15 protein-coding genes and 1 pseudogene are annotated in these 18,743 nt (G+C 61.4%); 5 read left to right on the top strand and 11 right to left on the bottom strand.

All coding sequences use genetic code 11. From position 1 onward, the window contains the following. Positions 1–657: 657 nt before the first annotated feature. A complete protein-coding gene (locus tag JV201_RS14665) occupies positions 658–1,653 on the bottom strand; it encodes a succinylglutamate desuccinylase/aspartoacylase family protein (RefSeq protein WP_219405597.1) in 996 nt (331 codons plus the stop codon). A 158-nt stretch (positions 1,654–1,811) separates the two neighbouring features. Here JV201_RS14665 and JV201_RS14670 point away from each other — a divergent pair. Further along, a pseudogene (locus tag JV201_RS14670) lies at positions 1,812–2,240 on the top strand (TetR family transcriptional regulator C-terminal domain-containing protein); the annotation flags it as partial. Here JV201_RS14670 and JV201_RS29735 read toward each other — a convergent pair. The 7 genes from JV201_RS29735 to JV201_RS14700 all read right to left on the bottom strand — a co-directional run bounded on the left by JV201_RS29735 (position 2,196) and on the right by JV201_RS14700 (position 9,572). After that, complete coding sequence (locus JV201_RS29735; protein WP_008433732.1) at positions 2,196–3,194, bottom strand: DMT family transporter; 999 nt, start codon at positions 3,192–3,194, stop codon at positions 2,196–2,198. The pseudogene JV201_RS14670 and the gene JV201_RS29735 overlap by 45 nt on opposite strands. Continuing rightward, entirely contained in the window at positions 3,191–3,889 is a 699-nt protein-coding gene (locus tag JV201_RS14675; RefSeq protein ID WP_003217050.1) for an ABC transporter permease, read from the bottom strand. The genes JV201_RS29735 and JV201_RS14675 overlap by 4 nt, the downstream gene beginning before the upstream one ends. Before the next feature lie 7 nt (positions 3,890–3,896). After that, positions 3,897–4,601, bottom strand: a complete 705-nt coding sequence (locus tag JV201_RS14680; protein WP_134326647.1) for an ABC transporter permease — start codon at positions 4,599–4,601, stop codon at positions 3,897–3,899. Between the two features lie 165 nt (positions 4,602–4,766). Next, a complete protein-coding gene (locus JV201_RS14685; protein WP_087692319.1) occupies positions 4,767–5,603 on the bottom strand; it encodes a transporter substrate-binding domain-containing protein in 837 nt (278 codons plus the stop codon). 25 nt (positions 5,604–5,628) lie between these two features. Next, the gene (locus JV201_RS30055) at positions 5,629–7,623 is read right to left on the bottom strand and encodes an aminotransferase class I/II-fold pyridoxal phosphate-dependent enzyme (protein WP_102604649.1); all 1,995 of its coding nucleotides are present in this window, start codon (positions 7,621–7,623) and stop codon (positions 5,629–5,631) included. 103 nt (positions 7,624–7,726) lie between these two features. Continuing rightward, a complete protein-coding gene (locus tag JV201_RS14695) occupies positions 7,727–8,518 on the bottom strand; it encodes a CDP-diacylglycerol diphosphatase (RefSeq protein ID WP_219405599.1) in 792 nt (263 codons plus the stop codon). A 70-nt stretch (positions 8,519–8,588) separates the two neighbouring features. Continuing rightward, positions 8,589–9,572 (bottom strand): aldo/keto reductase, encoded by a 984-nt coding sequence (locus JV201_RS14700; RefSeq protein ID WP_003217060.1) that lies wholly within the window; start codon positions 9,570–9,572, stop codon positions 8,589–8,591. A 111-nt stretch (positions 9,573–9,683) separates the two neighbouring features. Between JV201_RS14700 and JV201_RS14705 the strand changes: the two genes are divergently transcribed. The 3 genes from JV201_RS14705 (at position 9,684) to JV201_RS14715 (ending at position 15,934) form a co-directional block, all read left to right on the top strand. After that, positions 9,684–10,595, top strand: coding sequence for a LysR family transcriptional regulator (locus JV201_RS14705; protein WP_102604648.1), 912 nt, complete (start codon positions 9,684–9,686; stop codon positions 10,593–10,595). Between the two features lie 102 nt (positions 10,596–10,697). Further along, on the top strand, positions 10,698–14,489 hold the full coding sequence (locus JV201_RS14710) for a hypothetical protein (protein WP_257903223.1): 3,792 nt from the start codon (positions 10,698–10,700) through the stop codon (positions 14,487–14,489). A 98-nt stretch (positions 14,490–14,587) separates the two neighbouring features. Further along, a complete protein-coding gene (locus tag JV201_RS14715; protein ID WP_219405600.1) occupies positions 14,588–15,934 on the top strand; it encodes a sodium:proton antiporter in 1,347 nt (448 codons plus the stop codon). Positions 15,935–15,937: 3 nt separating this feature from the next. On the opposite strand, the gene JV201_RS14720 is transcribed toward JV201_RS14715, so the two are convergent. From JV201_RS14720 to JV201_RS14730, 3 genes are all read right to left on the bottom strand, one after another. Further along, positions 15,938–16,078, bottom strand: coding sequence for a hypothetical protein (locus tag JV201_RS14720; RefSeq protein ID WP_003217070.1), 141 nt, complete (start codon positions 16,076–16,078; stop codon positions 15,938–15,940). Between the two features lie 11 nt (positions 16,079–16,089). Next, a complete protein-coding gene (locus JV201_RS14725) occupies positions 16,090–16,302 on the bottom strand; it encodes a hypothetical protein (protein ID WP_177051709.1) in 213 nt (70 codons plus the stop codon). Between the two features lie 72 nt (positions 16,303–16,374). Further along, entirely contained in the window at positions 16,375–16,920 is a 546-nt protein-coding gene (locus tag JV201_RS14730) for a hypothetical protein (protein ID WP_003217074.1), read from the bottom strand. A 413-nt stretch (positions 16,921–17,333) separates the two neighbouring features. Between JV201_RS14730 and JV201_RS14735 the strand changes: the two genes are divergently transcribed. Then, on the top strand, positions 17,334–18,743 hold the full coding sequence (locus JV201_RS14735) for a circularly permuted type 2 ATP-grasp protein (protein WP_003217076.1): 1,410 nt from the start codon (positions 17,334–17,336) through the stop codon (positions 18,741–18,743).

Below are 18,743 nucleotides of genomic sequence, written 5' to 3' on the forward strand. Positions count from 1 at the left end.
CGCGACGGGCCATCCATGGCCCGGCGCGGCTAAACCGGCGTCCTGCCGGTTTACCCGCTGCGCAATACCTGCGTTCGGCCTCGGGCTTATTGGGGCAGTCAGAGCAAGATCAAGATCAAAAGCAAGAGCACGGCGGCCTGARAGCCGACCTGAGTGTTAAAAGCCARATCAAAAACCAGAGCGAAAGCAGAGCTGCTTTTCTGTAGGAGCTGGCTTGCCGGCGATGCAGRCACCTCGGTGCATCAGGTACACCCAGTTGATGCCATCGCCGGCAAGCCAGCTCCTACAGTGGACCGTGCCCGCTTTTGATTTTTGCTTGTGCCTTTGCTTCACAACACTCAAGCCGGCCGGGAGGCCGCTGTGCTGTTGATCTGCTTTTGATCTTGATCTTAGGCGCCCCGTTAAACCACGCTGGCCGAACGCAGGCTTTGGAGCGTGGGTAACCCGGCAGGACGCCGGGTTAGCCGTCCTGGGCCAGGGATGGCCCATGACGGCGGCCCACGGTCCAAAGCCGGAGTGAGGGCACTCCGAGCCTAAGCGAGGAGCCGAGTGGTGGGGCAAGAGCGTTTTGCTTACTTTTGCGCTSTTCAAAAGTGAGCCGCTGTAAGAGCGGAACCAATACCAGCCATAACCGAAGAAACGGATATGTACTCCCGCCTAAGGATCCAACACCCCCCCGCTGTACCCCTCAGACAACCGCGTCCCGGTAAACTTGGCCACCACCGAACCCTGTGAAACCAGCCGCTCCCGATGCCCCGTCACCATCCGCCCGGTTTGCGCCGCATGCAGCACAACCTCAGAAGCCGGATCCCCAGGCCGCCGAATAATCCGCGCAAACCGCTCACCCTCTTCCACCTGTTCACCCAAACCTTTTTCAAACACCAACACCCCGGCACACGGCGCCAGGATGGTCTCCATACAGCCCATATCCACCAGTTGCCCGTGCCATTGCGCAATCACCGGCGCCTCATCAATCACCCCGCTGGCGCAGAGCCAAGCCCAGATCCCATCACCATCCTGCCCGGCCAGGGCATCACTCACATCCGCCTGCCCACGCAATTCAATCGTCGCCGCCAACCGCGGCTGCCCATGATCAATGATGGTCTCCTCAAACGACCCATCACCACCCTCGTCCCAGACAATCACCACATCCACCTGCAACGCCGCCGCAAGCGCCCGGCCCGCGGGCCAAAAGCTGCGGTGGATGTAGAGATATGGCAGGGCTTCATCATCGGTGTGCAGGTCCAGCACCAGGTCAGCATCGGCGGCCAGTTGCACCAGGCTTTTCTGCCATTGCGCCAGGTTGCTGGCCGGCCGCTCCATGGCCAATGAATGATCAAACGCCCGGTTGAAATTCTGCCCGGTGACTTCGTGAAACCGCCCCAACAACCGCCCCTGGCGAAACTGGCCAATGCCAAACGGGTTGGCCTGGGGCACCACCGTCACCGTGCCCTTGAGCCGGCCCTGATCCTGGCAGGCCTGCAAACGCGGCAGCAGTTGATGCAACACCAGCATCCCGGCGATTTCATCGGCATGCACACCGGCCTGCAGGTGCACCCGAGGGCCGTCGCCGTCACCCTCGAAGCGCCAGGCGCCAATGTGCAGGGTGTTCCCGGAATCCCCGGGGACTTGCCACGAAAGGTCTTTTGCCATGCCGTTGCCCTCCTCTTGTTGGTTCTGCAGGTATATATTGAACACACGTTCAACCATGTATCTTCACCGAGGGTGTGCCTGTGGCCGAAGACCGTCGCGACCTGTTGATTGCCGCCACCCTCACCAGCCTCGCCCGTGACGGGCATGCCGGCATTTCCGTGCGGCGCATCGCCGCTGAAGCCGGGGTTTCGGTGGGGTTGCTCAATCACCATTTCGGCAGCATCGATGCACTGATCGCCGAGACCTACCACAAACTCGCCAGCGAACTGACCACCGCCCTGTGGCAGGAAGTCGACCAGGCCGTGGGCCCTGCCGCGCGGCTCGATGCATTCCTCGCCGGTTCGTTTTCCTCGCGGGTCATGGACCCGAAACTGTTGGGCGTCTGGGTGGTGTTCTGGAGCCTGATCCGCCACTCGAACCACGTGAATGACTCCCATGAAAAAAGCTACCGCGCCTACCTCGAACTGATCCGCCAGTTGCTCGACGACCTGGCCGAGAGCGAAGGCTTCGTGATCCACGACACGCGCCTGGCCGCCATCGGCTTATCGGCGATGCTCGACGGACTCTGGCTCGAGTGGTGCCTCAACCCCGGCACCTTCAGCCCCGCCAACGGGCTGCACATCTGCCGTTGCTGGATACAGGGGCTGCGTCACGGAGCATTCGGCGCCGACCACATCCTGTGACACGGGGTGCCGGGCGCTGAGCATGGCCAGGGTGCCGCTGATGGCGATCAGCACGGCGCCGAAAATCAGCGACACGTCCATCACCGTGCCCCAGACCAGGCTCGACAGCAGGAACGCCCAGATCAAACCGGTGTATTCAAACGGCGCCAGCAGCGTCGCCGTGGCCCGGCGGAAGCTCGCAAACAGCAGGAACTGGCCAATCCCGCCCACCAGCCCCGCGCCGAGCATGCCCAACCATGCCGGGGTCGGCGATGGCGTGTGGGTCCAGGGCAGCGTCAGCGCCATGCAGATCACAAACACCACATTGGTGATCAGCATCTGCTCCAGCACCGAGGTGTTGTCGTCCACCTGGCGCAACTGGATATAGGTAAACGCCCAGCACAGTGCTGCCGCCAATGTCAGGGCGATTGGCAATGGGTCGAGCATGTTGCTGGGGCGACAGGCGATCACCACGCCGACAAAGCCGATGATCAGCGAAATCCACTGGCCGCGACTGGCGCGCTCCTTGAGGATCAATGCCGCGAGCAACGTGACCATGATCGGTGCGGAAAAATACAGCGTGGTCATTTCCGCCAGGGTCAGGTCTCTGGCGGCGGTGTAGTACAGCAGCCAGGCCAGCAGCGACAGCAGGCCGCGGATGATCAACAGCTTGCGGCTGACCGAGTGCCAAGCGCGCTTGAGCAAACCCATTCGCCCGGCGATCACGCACGCGGCGACCACCACCAGGCTACGCCAGAACAGGATGGTGAACACTGAGTAGTCGGCCACCAGCCATTTGATCCCGGCGTCCTGCAGCGCCAGGAACGCATAGGCCAGCGAGCACAGGGCAATCCCTTGCAACGAGCGATCGGTTTTCATCCGGCAGACCTGCGCAACGGTGTGCCGCGTCGCTCGGCAATGGCGTACAGGGCTTCAATCAAAAAGGTCAGGCACAGGTAGACCCCGGCCACCAGCAGCAGCGGCTGGTAGATCTGCAAGGTCTGGGCGCGTACCACGTTGGCGGCGCCAAGCAGGTCAACCACGGCAATGGTCGAGGCCAGCGCCGTGGACTTGAGCAGCATCACCGTCTCCCCCGCCAGGGTCGGCAGCAGCAGGCGCATGGCCCGTGGCAGGCGCACCCGCAACAGTGCCTGGCGTGGCGTCATGCCGAACGCCGAGGCGGCTTCCATTTCACCCTTGGGCACGGCCAGCAGCCCGCCGCGAATCACTTCACCGACGTACGCGCCCACCGATAACACCAGGGCGAACACGATGTACCAGTAACCGTCCCGCAGGAACGGCCAGAGGAAACTCCCGCGAATCATTGGGAACTGGGCAAACAGGCTGCCCAGGCCGTAATAGAAGATGTAGATCTGGATCAGCAGCGGCGTGCCCCGCAGCACACTGGTGTAGCCCAGTGCGCAACGGGCCAGCCACTTGCGCCGGGACAGCCGCGCCAGCGCTACCAGCACCGCCAGGGCGAAGCCGAGCACTGCCGAGATCACCAGCAGCGACAGGGTCGTCTGCAAGCCCTTGGCGATCAGTCCTGCGTAATAACTTATCCACTCAGGCATGTGCGGCTCACTCGACAACCGGCATCCAGCGACGAATACGTCGCTCCAGGCGCCCGGACAGGTAGTTGGAGGCCAGTGTCACCAGGTAATACAAGGCGGCGGCCGTGAGGTAGAACAACAGGTAATGCCGGGTCGAGCCCGCCGCCTGTTTGGCGGTGTACAGCAGTTCGTTGGTGCCCACTACGCTGATCAGCGCGCTGTCCTTGATCAGATTGATCCACAGGTTGGACATCCCCGCCAGGGCGTATGGCGCCATGATCGGCAGGGTCACCCGACGGAACAGGCCAAAGCCGCTCAAGCCAAACGCCCGCGCCGCTTCGATCTGGCCATGGGGAATCGCGAGGATCGCCGCGCGAAAAATCTCCGAGGCGTACGCGCCTTGCACCAGCCCCAGTACCAGGACCGCTACCAGCGGGCCGCTGATGTTGAACTGCGCAAACCCCAGCCACAGCATCAATGCGTTGAGGCCCATCGAGCCTGCGTAATACAGCAGCAGGATCAGCAGCAACTCGGGCACCGCGCGAAACACCGTGGTGTAGCCGCGCATCAGCATGGCTATCGGGCGCGGTGCACTGAGCTTGGCGCAGGCCACCACCAGGCCGATCAGCAGCCCCACCGCAAACGAGCCGGCGGAGATCTGCAGGGTCATCCAAAGCCCTTTGAGCAGTGCATTGCCCCAGCCTTGTTCGCTGAAGTTGAGTAGATCGAACATCGCGGCTCCCTATTTCGATTACACGCGGTGACCCTGTGACGAGGGAGCTTGCTGTGGCGAGGGAGCTTGCTCCCGCTGGACTGCGTAGCAGGCCCATTTTTTGGGGGCGCTTCGCACCCCAGCGGGAGCAAGCTCCCTCGCCACAAGCACTCCCTTTCTACCGGGTTAGTTTGTGTAGGGGCTGTCGCAGACTTTGCTCACATAGGCAGGCGTATCGGCGCGTTTGCACGGGCTCACCGATACCCCAAACACGCTCTGGGACAGGTCGGCGTAGTCCTTGCTCACCAGCAACTCACCGATGGCCTTGTCGAGCCGGGCCTTGAGTTCGGTGTCTTCCTTGCGCAGGCCAGCCCCCACGCCGCGGCCGATGATCGGGTCGTAAGGCACTTCGGCGATTTCGGCCAGGCCCTGGGCCTCAGGGGTCTTGACCATCATGGCGATGGCGACGCCGTCGGCCATCATCAGGTCGGTGCGCCCGGCAATCAGGTCGGCGTTGGCCGATTCCTGGGTATCGTAGTACTTCAGGTCAGCAATGTTCTCGTAGTACTTCTTCAGGTAGTTGGCGCTGACCGTGGAGATCTGCACGCCGATGATCTTGCCCTTCAGCCCTGCAGGCGAGACTTCGACCGTGGTGCCCTTGGGGCCGGCAATGCCCAGCAGCGAATCGTAGTAGGCGCGGCTGAAGGCGATCTGTTTTTCGCGCTCTTCGGTGACCGACATCGAGGAGAAAATCACGTCGATTTTCTTCGCCAGCAGCGACGGAATAATCCCGTCCCAGGCCACTTCCTTGATCTGGCACTCAGCCTTCATCAAGCCGCAGAGCTTATGGATCAGGTCGACTTCAAAGCCCGTCCACTCACCATTGCCGCCCTTTACCGTGAACGGTGGGTAGGGTTCTGCCGCCACCGCGAACACAATGGGTTTCTCCGCCGCCAACGCAGTACCTGCCGCCAGCATCAACACAGCACTGCTCAACCACTTTGCCAATCGTTTGGATTTCATGATCTTGCCCCGTCTTTTTTTGGAGTTAGCGAGTTTGATGCGCGTTGACGAACTGCCGGCAACGTTCACTGCGTGGGTCGATAAACACCGAGTCCGGCGAGCCGGTTTCCTCGATCAGGCCTTGATGCAAAAACGCGACTTTGGATGACACATCCCGGGCGAACGCCATTTCATGGGTCACCAGGATCATGGTGCGGCCTTCTTCGGCCAGGGAGCGAATCACCCGCAGGACTTCGCCCACCAGCTCCGGGTCGAGGGCCGAGGTGGGTTCGTCGAACAGCATGACTTTGGGGCGCATGGCCAGGGCTCGGGCGATGGCCACCCGCTGCTGCTGGCCGCCGGAGAGGAACGCCGGGTATTCATTGCGCTTGGCGGCCAGGCCAACCCGGTCGAGCAAGGCTTCGGCGCGCTCGATGGCTTCGGCCCGGCTTTCGCGCAGCACCTGGGTCGGCGCTTCGATCAGGTTCTCCAGCACGGTGCGATGGGGCCACAAGTTGAAGTTCTGGAACACCATGCCGAGTGTCGAGCGAATCCGCACCAGTTGCCTGGCGTCGGCCACCAGCGGTGCGCCGGGCCGGCCGTAGTTGAGCTTGATGCTTTCACCGTCAACGTGAATGCTGCCCTGGTCCGGCACTTCGAGCATGTTGATGCAGCGCAGCAAGGTACTTTTGCCCGAGCCGCTGGCGCCGATCAGCGAGATCACCTCGCCTTCGTGGGCGGTCAGGGAGATGCCCTTGAGCACCTCGATATTGCCAAAGCGTTTATGCAGGTCGAGCACCTCAATCATCTTCTTCGCAGCCACCGGCTGTACGCTGATGATTTTCGCCGCAGGCTCGATTCGCGGTTCTCCGGCGAGCTTGGCGACGAAGCGGCTGATACGTTCACAGGCTTCGGCCAGTCGCGCTTCACCCAGGGTAAACGACAGCCGCACAAACCCCTGGGCCGGCTCGCCGAAGGCCGCGGCATCCAGCACGGAAACCCCTGCTTCGCGGAACAGCCGCCAGGCGAAATCCAGGGAGCCGAGGCCGGTGTCCCGCACATCCACCAACACGAACATGCCTGCCTGCGGGGCCCGCACGTGAATGCCCGGGCAACCGCCGAGACCTGCTACCACCAGGTCGCGGCGGCGGCGGTAGGTTTCGCGCATGCCCTGGGTGACTTCATCGTGGGCCAGCACGGCGGCGGTCGCGGCTTCCATCACGAACCCCGGCAAGCCGTAGAGCATGCTCAATACCAGGGTTTCCGCGTGGGCCACCATCGCAGGCGCGGCGACGATCCAGCCGATGCGCCAGCCGGTCATGGCATGGGACTTGGACAGGCTGCCGATCACGATGCAGCGATCGGCCATGCCCGGCAACGCGGCCAGGCTATGGTATTCGCCATCGAACACCAGGCTTTCGTAGACCTCGTCCACCACTACCCACAGTTCATGCTCGATCGCCAGGTCGGCGATCACCTGCAATTCCTGAGGGTTGAGGACAACGCCGGTGGGATTGTTGGGGTTGGAGAAGAAGATCGCCCGGGTGCGAGGCGTAATGGCGGCAGCCAGCAGTGCCGGGTCGAGGCGAAAGCCCGAGTCGGCGGAACACGGCACCCGCACCAGCGTTGCGCCGCTGGCCTTGAGGGTCGCTTCGTAGGTGACGTACATCGGGTCGAGCACGATCACTTCATCACCGGCCTGCAACAGGCACAGCGAGGTGACGAACAAGGCGTTCTGCGCACCGGCCACGGTGATGACGTTTTCAGCGTCGAGCGGGCGAGCCAGGGACTGGCTGTAGCGTGCGGCGATGGCATCGCGCAGTGCCGGGCGGCCGGGGATTTCGGTGTAGTGGGTGTCGCCCTGGCGCAGGGCCTCGACGGCGGCGTCGGTGATGAACGAGGGTGTGGCGAAATCCGGATCGCCCACACTCAGGATGATGATGTCTTCGCCTTTGCTGCTGGCCTGGAAGGCAGCGTGGTGGATGTCCCAGGCGGCTACGCCCTGCCCTGCAATTCGCTCGACAAAAGGTGAAAACCGCATGCCAGTGCCTCTCGTTCAATCAGAAAAAGCGCAAGCCCGCCTGTTACCAGGCAGGGGGTGCAGCCAACATAATTGAAACTGAACACTCGTTCAACGGCAAACTTCACCGGATGTCGTTAACAGCTAAAACAGGTCGTTGTGGTGGTTTGTCCATCAGGTTGCACTGGCGGTCCTGCAGTTCTTCGGCGGAGGCCAGGTTCCATTCCTTGAGCGTCAACCGCGTGGTCAACAGTACGAAGTTGCCGTTCGCCGCCGGTGCCAACAGCAAGCTGTAACTGGCCATGGCGTCGCCCTGGGCCTGCACGTAGTCATTCAGGATGGCCAATGGGTCGCGCAGGTCGAATTCCACCGCCGACAACGTACGGGCACTGTAGGTATGCCCCTGCAGTTTTACCGGCAGGATTTGCCAGTGCTCGTCGAGGGTTGCCGCGCGTTCATTGAGGGTGTTGAAAATGTCGGGGCGCAGGCAGGCGATATGAATGTGCAACTGGTTTTGCGTGCGGCCATACCGCGAGTTGATCGCCAGGGATACATAACGGTCGGCAATCGGTGTTTGCAGGCCGGCCGAGAGTACTTCGTGGTGTTTCCAGGCCTGGGCAAAGTAATGCGGCAACAAGTCCCGGACCAGCGCGACGTCTTCGATTCCGGTGACTTTATCGGTGGGGATCAGTAAGTCCTGGTACGGGCCGTTGAGGTCCTTGAGCAGCGCGAACCCCTTGTCCGGATCAACCTCGAGGCAGGGGCGCGGATTCTGGTGCTGGTGCTGGTCGGGCACGCATTGACGGCTGACGATCTGCCACAGCACATCGGGATTGCCGCGCCATTTCCAGGCGGCTGCCACCGCCACCACACACAGCAAACCACCCATGATCTTGAACAAGGGACCGCGCTTCATGCCAAAAACCTCAACGCCAAAGGAATGTCTTGTGTTGTTTTGCAGCTGCAAGACATCCCTGTCGCAAAGGTTAACGCTGGGCCGGGGCCATGAACTCCGGCCCTACCGGGTCTTTTATCGTGCTGGCCAGAATACGGTCGATATGTTGCAGGTCGTCGGCCGTGAGCTGCCAGCCGAACGCATCTTCAACGCCTTTGAGCTGCTCCGGCCGGCGGGCGCCCCACAGTGCAACCGTGGGGCCCTGGTCCAGCACCCAGCGCAACGCCAGGGCCAGCACAGACTTGCCGTGGCATTCGCGAGCGTACACGTCCAATGCCGCGACCGCCGCCAGGTACTGCTCAAAGCGTGGCGCCTTGAATTTCGGGTCGAGCTTGCGCACGTCATCCCCGGTAAAACCCGTGGCCGCGTGCATGCTGCCGCTCAACAAACCCCGGCACAGCGAACCGTAAGCCAAAACCACCAGTGAATTTTGCTTGGCGTACGGCAGGATATCGCTGTCGATCGCCCGCTCAAACAGGTTGTAGGGCGGCTGCACGGTGTCCAGGTGCGTGTACTGGCGGAAATCGTCCATTTGCGCAGGCGAATAATTGCTCACCCCTACGGCAAGGATCTTGCCTTCACGGCGCAGTTTTTCCAGCTCGCCGGCGGTTTCCTCCTGAGCTACCAACGGGTCGGGCCAGTGAATCTGGTAGAGGTCGATGTAGTCGGTTTCGAGGCGCAGCAGTGAGTCTTCGATTTCCTTGCGGATACGTCGGGCCGTGGCATTGCGGCGCACCGTGCCGTCGTCCCATTGCAACCCGGCCTTGGTGGCGATCACCGCCGTGTGGCGTACACCGCGCAGGGCCCGGCCGATCAGTTCTTCCGACAGCCCAAGGCCGTAGACCGGCGCACTGTCGATAAAGTTGATGCCGCTGGCCAGCGCATGGCGAATGGTCTTGACCGAGACCTCATTATCGGCGCCGCCCCACATCGAGCCACCCATGGACCAGGTGCCCAGGGCAATCCGCGAGACGGCCTTGTCGATGCCCGGGATCTTGATGGTTTCGATACTCATGAAAAAGCCTCCGCCAGAAACAATCAGTAAAAAAACGATTACTCTAGATCATCCGTGGTTGAATCGGGCTCAACGCCGCGTGCAACCCAAACCCCATAAAAGGTGCTTGATATGGCTGCGTTCAACCGCTCCGAGTTGGCCGACCTGAATGTTTTCATGGCGATCATCCGTCGCCGCAGTTTCCGGCATGCTGCCAATGAACTTGGCGTCACCACCTCGGCCCTGAGCCACACCATGCGCAACCTGGAAACGCGCCTGGGGGTCAAGTTGCTGTATCGCACCAGCCGCGCCGTAGAGCCTACCGATGCCGGCGTGGTACTGGCGGAAAAACTCAGTGCCGGCTTTGCGACGATCCAGGACGGCCTCGACACCCTCGAACTGTACCGCGAGGCGCCGATTGGCCGCCTGCGCCTGAACGTACCCCGGGATGCCGCGGTGCTGCTGATTTCGCCGGTGCTCGGCGAGTTCACCCGCACCTACCCGCAACTGCGCCTGGACGTGATGATCGAGGACCGCATGCTCGACATCGTCGCAGAGGGCTACGACGCAGGAATCCGCTATGGCGCCACGGTGCCCCAGGACATGGTGGCCGTGCCGCTGACCGGCGAGCTGCGCTGGATCATGGTCGCCTCCCCGGCCTACCTCGCACAGGCAGGGACACCTGCAGTGCCCAGGGACTTGCTCACGCACTCCTGTGTACGCATGTACCTGGGCGACAAGACCACCTACAAATGGGAACTGGGCAATGGCGCACGCCAGCAGCGGCTCGATGTGCCCGGCCACTTCAGCGCGGCCGACACCCAGACCATCGTTGATGCGGCCCTGCAAGGCGTGGGTATCGCCTACTGCCTGGAGAATCGCGTGCTGGCGGAACTGGCCGACGGGCGCCTGGTGGAAGTGCTGCCCGACTGGGCCTGCATCGGCGCGCCGCTGTGCATGTACTACCCCAGCCGGCGTCAGTCGCAGCCGGGATTGCGCCAGCTGATCGACATGATTCGGCTGAGGACCGCGGCGCACCCTTAGCATGGGCGCGTAAGACGCCGTATCAATCTGCATGCCAGTGGGATGGAATCGCTGAGGGGGCATCGGGTACGAAGAGTTACACCCGCTGGTGCGAAGCGCTGCTTGGGTGTACTCGATAAATTACCGGATCCCCCTCCTATGACAATTGCTCCTACTCAGGCTACGGCTTCTTTCATTCCTTTGAACGCACCTGACAAGCCGCTTCCCCCGGCGCGGCTCCTGGCCGCAGCGCCGGAAAATGCCGCGCCAGGCTCCCCCGGGACCAGGATCCCCAGCCCGCGTGCCGATGCCGACGGTGAACTGGCAGGCCAGGTAGCCAGCGCGCTGCGTCAGGTCAAGGGCGACGGCCATGACGACGCGATCATGGTCGAGAACATTCCGCCGAACTCAACGTTCGGGCAGTGGTGGTCGCAGTTGGGGCGTGCCATGGAGTCCCCGCAAGTCCGTGACTGGATGAGGGAAAACGGGATAACCCCCAATTCATTGATGATTGACCCCAATACCGGGAAGATCACCTACCAGCGCAGGCCCTCCGCCGCCGCGCAACCCAACGGCCCCGATGACAAAGGCTGGGCGCAGGTGGGCGCACAGGTCAGGGACGCCGCACGCGTTATCGGCGACGGTAACCCGATCCCCTTCAAACCGCCGCTCTCCCAAAACAGCAACAGTGCCCCCCTGTGGTTGGTGAGCCAATTCTACAAAGAGCAAGAACATATCCTGCCGGATCATGCCCACGAGCGTGCAGATGAGTTGGCGCGCGACAAGGCTTTTACCGGCGTGAGCGGCCCGCGTTTTGCGGACCTGCACGAAACCCGTGGTGAGGATGAGGTTGAGCGCCAGAAAGCCCTGGTGGGCAATACCCAGACGCTGAACACCGTGGGGCGTGAACTCAATTACCTGCTTGAGCGGATTCGATCGGGCAGCATTGGGAGCGGTGACGTTCTCGACTACCTGCAAAAGAATAAAGTCGAGCTTCACCCCGACAGCGCTTACCGCCAGGTCGGGAGCACCGACTCAGGGAGCACCATTAGCCTCAAGGAATTCCTTGAGATCAATGGCTGGGACGTGCCAACCACGCCCGAGGAGGTGGAGAACCTGACGAATTATCTGCTCAGGCCTGAACTCCAGGCGCCGCTCCATGGCAATTATGGCGGTGCGCTGGAATGGCAGCCCCCGCTTGCGCCCGAGGCGGCGAATCAGCTGCGGTCCGACCTGCGCCGCGGCAAGATCGGCGACGTTGATTTGAACGGCGCCAGGAACGTAGTGGAATACCTCATGCAGGGCAAGTCGTTCACGCCTTCCGAGCTGGCTGACCCGCAGCGGGTGCTCGACTCGCTGATCCGCTCCCCCAAGGGCAAGGCGTTGGGCGAGGCCCTCCAGGCAAAATTTGACGCGCAGTCCATCAAAGGCAGTGCCACTGATTGGCTGTTGGCGGCCATGAGTGTGGACAAAGACAACTCGTTCCGCGCGACAGACCCCAGGTCCAGGCATCACATCGCCGGTTTTGCCGTGACCGGGAACAGTACCTGGGGCAAACCCGCATCCGGTATCGTCAGCCGGTTGGCCGAACATCTTGTCAGCACCGGCAAGGCATCGTCACCCGAGGCAGCGGCGCTACAAGCGCATCTGCTGCTCTCCACCCGCGCTCCAGAGTTCCTGGTTAAAGACATCCCGGACCAGGTCACCCCGGGTTCCCATAGTTGGGTCAGTTTTGTCACCGCGGTAGAACGCATCGAAGCGCAGTCTCCGGGTTCAACCGCAGGGATGTCCTACGGGCAGGTCATGCTCCACGCTGAGGTCGCGCCGGTCTCCGCCCAGGAGCGTTATGTCGAATATGCCGCCCAGCAAGAGGCGCTCAAGGATTGGGGAAGCGCGAACGGTATGCCGTATCCGGTGACCGAAGGCCAAATGAATGATGTACGCGATGCATTCGATGCGCAGATCACCGAGCTGAGCGCGGCCAGTCAAACACAGAGCATGCCGATGCCATTACGAAAGGAAATGGCCCTGGAGCAGTTGCGCAAAGCCCTGCCAGGCATGGATACGGCAACCCTGGAAGACAAGAGCATCACGCTGGAACCCGCCCATAGCGATTTCCCGGGGCCTTATTCGATCCTCGACTTGTATATGAAGGACGCGCTTCACCATCGACCTGGCGTCGAAGAACCACCGGCCGTAGGGGTACTTGGAATTGGGCCCCCGCCCCCCGCTGACAATCATTGGGTGACCTCATCCAGTACGTTGAACCTCAGCGAGGTGCTGGAAAAAACCAAAGACCTTCCAAGTATGCCGAACGTGTTCCAGGACGCGTTCGGGGAATACGCCGACGGCATCGAAAAAAGTGTCGCGGCCCAGGTCAAGTGGATGGTTTCGCGGCTTCCTGAAGAAGACCGTAAAAACCTGGAATACGGCGAAATCACAGTGGTCAGGGAAGTCGACGTCGATAAGGACAACTTTGGCAAGGAAACCCGCAAGCGGGTGCCCGACGACAATTGCCTGCTGGTGAAAACCAGGCGCAACAACCAAGTGCACATCTACGAAATCAATCTCAGGACCGCAAAGATTACCGAGCGTACGGACCTGGGTGACTTCACGGCAGGCAAACAGCCTTCCAATCACACCCATTACCATAAAGACCTGGAAGAAGTCATACCTTCGGGCGAGTACGCACCCGGGTTGACGGGTGAAAAAATCCAGGCCGCCAACCCCAAGAGCTTTGGCAGTGCCCGAACGTCTTATATTGCCGATGCCATGGTGAAGGATGTTGATATCCGGTCATTCAAAAAAGAGGCCGAGGGGCTCACCACGCTTGATACCGAGGTTCCCTTTTACAAGAAAGTCAATGAATTCCTCCTCAACCTGATCCCCTTGAGGTCGGCAATCGTCAACTTTCAAAACGGCAACATCGGCGAAGGTGTCGGCGACCTGGCCCTGGATATATTTGGGTTTGCCGTGGGCCTCGGTGCGGCAGCCAGGTGGGCCAAGGCCGTGGCCGCCGGCGCATCGGCTTTCAGCAAGTTCGCCCAGGGCGCGAAGATTGTCGGGCGCGCGGCGCTGGGGAGTTTCAATCCGTTGAGCGGGGCTGATGATCTGGCCCGGAGTGCATTGAAGCTGGGGCGCACCACGCTGACCGCTGGACGTAACGGCGTCAATCATCTGCGTGGCGCCTTGCGCAGTGTCGACCTGACGTCACTGGCGAAAAAGCCCGGCATTGCCGAAGGCACTTACAAGGCGGCCAATGCGACCGAAGAAGCCAAGGTGTTTGCGAAGTTTGATGACGCCACCGGTAATTGGCACGCCTTGAATGTGAAAACCAGACAGCCCTTTGGCGAGCCGCTGGAAAATTTCAAAGCTGACGCCGTGCCGGTAGAAGCGCTTCGCGACAAACTGGAGAAGCTCCATGCCAAAACGGGATACACCGGGACAATCTGCTACGGAAAAGCCATGTTCGTCGGGATGGCAGACAATGCACTCCCGTTGAAAACTCGCGAGGCCGTGCTGGGCAGTGTGGTCAGGAGCGGGGATTCCAATTACACGCAACGCTACAAGGATCTGATGGGTATTACTGCCGAGAATACCAGCGCCGTATTCAGGCCCGCGGACATTACCGAATCAGGCGTTATCAATTTCATGAGCAATAGAGCAGACGGCAATATCGTACACACCGCCTATATTCAAAAGAGCAGTGATGGAAAGCTCTATATCTACAACACCAACCAAGCCGGCCTGGACAAAGCCATGTTCGATGCCACTGGCACTCTTGATCAATCGGTCGGTGCAACGGTATTCAGTCTTGATAATGACGGGCTGCAAAAGTTTCTCGACTCGGGGTTCACCTTCTCCTTCACCCCAAACAGCACCCTCAATGCCAACGTAACACGCCTGGCGACCTGACAAACCGCGCATTGCCCGAGCAGGCAATGCGCGTTTTTTGAACCTCTCTCTCCCGGCAAACCTCCAACGTTCACACAGACCATGCCCGGGACTATTCAATGACCTTCATCCTATGGATGGCCGTACTGGGCGCGGTGTTGCTCACCCTCGCCCTCACCTCCTCCTACCTGCGCTGGATGCCGGTCACCACCTCGGCGGTGTGCCTGTTGCTCGGCGTGGGTATCGGCCCGCTGGGCATGGACCTGCTGCATCTGGACATCAAGGCCTCGGCCAGTTGGATGGAACACCTGACGGAAGTCGCGGTGCTGTTTTCGCTGTTCGTCAGCGGGCTGAAACTGCGCCTGCCCCTCAAGCACCGAACCTGGCGCATTGCGTTTGGCATGGCCGGGCCGGTGATGCTCTTGACCATCCTCGGGACGTGCCTGGTGCTGCATTGGCTGCTGGGGTTGTCGTGGGGGGTTTCACTGCTGGTGGGGGCGATTCTTGCGCCCACCGACCCGGTGCTCGCGGGCCTGGTGCAGGTCAATAACGCGCAGGATTATGACGCGCTGCGCTTCGGTCTTTCCGGTGAGGCAGGCTTGAACGACGGCACGGCCTTCCCGTTCGTGATCTTTGCGCTGATTTTCATGCAGCACGGCGGGTTCGACGGTGACTGGCTGGGCGGCTGGGTGCTGAAAAACCTGCTCTGGGCCGTACCTGCCGGGTTGCTCGTGGGCTACTGGATGGGGCGTGGCATCGGTCGCGTCACCCTGAAGATGCGTATCACCAATGCCGACAGCACCCTGTCACCGAATGACTACCTGACGCTGGCCCTGATCGCCCTCGCCTATGTGATGGCCGAAGCCATCGGCGGCTACGGCTTCCTGTCGGTATTTGCCGCCGGCCTCGGGCTGCGCCAGGCCGAGTTCAAGTCCACCGGCAACTCACAAACCCCGGCGGAACATCTGGCACAGCCGGTGGTTGGCCACATGGAAGTTGAGCCGGAGCATGCGTTGCATGGCGATGTCGGGCAACTGCAGGACACGCAGATCGCCGCCGGGGTGATGATGGGCGACATGCTCGCCTTTGGTGGGCTGGTGGAGCGTTCGATGGAAGTGTTCCTGGTGACCCTGCTGGGCGTGGTGCTGGTCAGCCATTGGGACTGGCGGGCGCTGGCGGTGGGGGCGGTGCTGTTTTGCGTGATTCGCCCCCTCAGCGTGCTGTCGATACCCTGGGGCAGCTTGCTGAATCGCCATCAGCGCGGGCTGGTGGGCTGGTTCGGGATTCGCGGGATCGGCAGCATCTACTACCTGTTCTATGCCATCAACCACGGGCTGGTGGGCACCAGCAGCGCGGTCGCGGTGAACCTGACGCTGTCAGTCATTGCCCTGAGCATCGTCGTTCATGGTCTCAGCACGCAGCCGATGCTGGCGTGGTATGAACGACGTGCCCAGGCACAACAATGACGTCTACTCCTGGTTTTCAGTGTTGCCGACGTCAGCGGCATCATCCAGGTCGTTAAGCGGTACTTCGGCATCATCCATCAATGAACCCGGGTCTTCATTGCCCGGGTCATTGAGTTCATCGTCTTCGTCTATTTCAACTGACATCACCGTCTCCTCTAACCGCCTTGGGTATCGATATCGGCATCGGTTTCAGGCTTGGGCTCGCGCTCGGGCTTGAAGTCTGGACTGTAGTCGTTTTCCTTGGCCTTGGGGTCGCTGGCAGGCGTCGGGTCTTTCGGCGCGTCGGCCGCGGTGCCGGGGGCCGGTTCGCCGCGGTCGATGGCGGGATCGTTACGGTTGCTGGTTTGCGGGTCGTTGTCTGTGCTCATGGCTCACCTCTGTTGGAAAACGCAGGCTGCGTAAAGGTAAGGTCCCGTGCGGGTCGGTGAAGTTCCAATTGCTTATGAGCCGGGGTTGTCCACCTGGATGTAAAACGCGTAGGCCCCCAGCATCACCCAGAACACCATGAACAGCCAGGGCGCGCGCATCGAGAACAACAGCGACTTGCGATAGCCCTTGTGGGACGACTCCATCTCACTGAACAGTGGCGACTCATCGTAGGCCAGGCCCATCACCGGCTCGCTGCGCAGCAGTTCGCTCTGCTTGTAATGCCAGTGGTCGATGATTTCGTAGGCCGCCCGAATCCCCGGCCAGGCGTTGAGGGAACTGAGAATGCCCAGGGTCGCCAGGAACACGGGCACCACCAGGGTGAACAGCTTGCCCCATTCAGGGTTCAGGTTGCCCATGCCGGACACGAAGGCGATTACCAGGAATGACTGGGCCGTGAGGTAGGCGTCGGTGCGGTTGGCCAGGATGCTGGTTTCGTACTGGATTTCACGCCGGTAAAAGTCGAGACGGTCCTTGGGCGAACCGAAAATCTTCGCGTTGTGTTCGCTGTGGTCGGTCAGGCTCGATTCCGGGGTGTCGGGTGAGATGATTCTGGGCACATCCGTGCTCCGTGCTGGCATTTGAAGCAGTTTAGAAGAACCGGGCTGGTGCAAAGTTCAAGTAATCAGTGCACCGTTTTGAGGCGATAGGGCCGCATCGGTGGCGTGGGAGCTTGGTGCCACTGGACCGGGACAGCGCTCCGGTGCGCAGCGGTCTGGTTCCTTTTTGGGGCCGCTGCGCAGCCCAGCGGGAGCAAGCTCCCTCGCCACAAGGTGGATGGCACAGGCATTGCTTTAGTCCTTTATCTGCCCGGATACAGGAGCAATCGTTACCCCCCGACCCAGAGCCCACCCCAAAAGAAAGTAAGGACCAGGCCTGCTGGCACCATCAGCCACGGGCTCATAAAAAAATGCGTTTTCTAAAGCGGCAGTGCCAAAGCGCAGTTAGTCCCGGCACTGACAAGGTAATTGGAATGGCTCGATCTTTCTTTGATGAAATGAATGACGCACAAGGCGTTTGCCGTGCGCATTATCAGGAATTCTCCCGCTGGCTGGCCAACACGCCGCCAGAACTGCTGGCCCAGCGCCGCCGTGAAGCCGACCTGCTGTTTCACCGCGCGGGGATCACCTTCACCCTGTATGGCGACGAGCAAGACACCGAGCGCCTGATCCCCTTCGATATCATCCCCCGCAGCATCCCCGCCAGTGAGTGGAGTGTCATCGAGCGCGGCTGTATCCAGCGGGTGAATGCGCTGAACATGTTCCTTGCCGACATCTACCACGACCAACGCATCATCAAGGCCGGGATCATTCCCGCCGATCAGGTGCTGGGCAACGAGGGATACCAGAAGGCCATGGTCGGCCTGGACCTGCACCGCGATATCTATTCGCACATCTCCGGGGTCGACCTTGTGCGCGATGGCGACGGCACCTACTACGTGCTCGAAGACAACCTGCGTACCCCCAGCGGCGTGAGCTACATGCTCGAAGACCGCAAGATGATGATGCGCCTGTTCCCCGAGGTGTTCGCCAAGCAACGCATCGCCCCGGTGGACCACTATCCCAACCTGCTGCTCAAGACCCTGAAAAGCTCCAGCCGCCTGGACAACCCGAATGTGGTGGTGCTGACGCCGGGCCGGTTTAACAGCGCGTTCTTCGAGCATGCATTCCTGGCCCGGGAAATGGGCGTGGAGCTGGTGGAAGGCGCCGACCTGTTCGTGCACGACCTCAAGGTGTTCATGCGTACCACCGACGGCCCCAAGGCCGTGGATGTGATCTACCGCCGCATCGACGATGCCTTCCTCGATCCGCAGGCTTTCAACCCCGATTCGATGCTCGGCGTGCCCGGCCTGGTCGCGGCGTACTGCGCGGGCAACGTAGTGCTGGCGAATGCGATCGGCACCGGCGTGGCGGACGACAAGTCGATCTACCCGTACGTGCCGGAGATGATCCGGTTCTACCTGGATGAAGAGCCGGTCCTGCAAAACGTGCCGACGTTCCAGTGCCGCAAGCCGGATGAGCTGTCCCACGTACTGGCGCACCTGCCGGAGCTGGTGGTCAAGGAAACCCAGGGTTCCGGCGGCTACGGCATGCTGGTGGGCCCGGCGTCCAGCGCGGCCGAGATCGAGGACTTCCGCCAGCGTATCAAGGCCCGCCCTCATGCCTACATCGCCCAACCGACCTTGAGCCTGTCCACTTGCCCGACGTTTGTCGAAAACGGCATCGCGCCGCGGCATATCGACCTGCGACCGTTCGTGCTCTCGGGCAAGGAAACCCGCCTGGTACCCGGTGGCTTGACCCGCGTGGCGCTGCGCGAAGGCTCATTGATCGTCAACTCGTCGCAAGGCGGCGGAACCAAGGACACCTGGGTGGTGGAGGGCTGA

Origin of the sequence: Pseudomonas sp. Colony2, from assembly GCF_019382755.1 — a bacterium.
In the GTDB taxonomy this organism is placed as follows: Bacteria; Pseudomonadota; Gammaproteobacteria; order Pseudomonadales; family Pseudomonadaceae; genus Aquipseudomonas.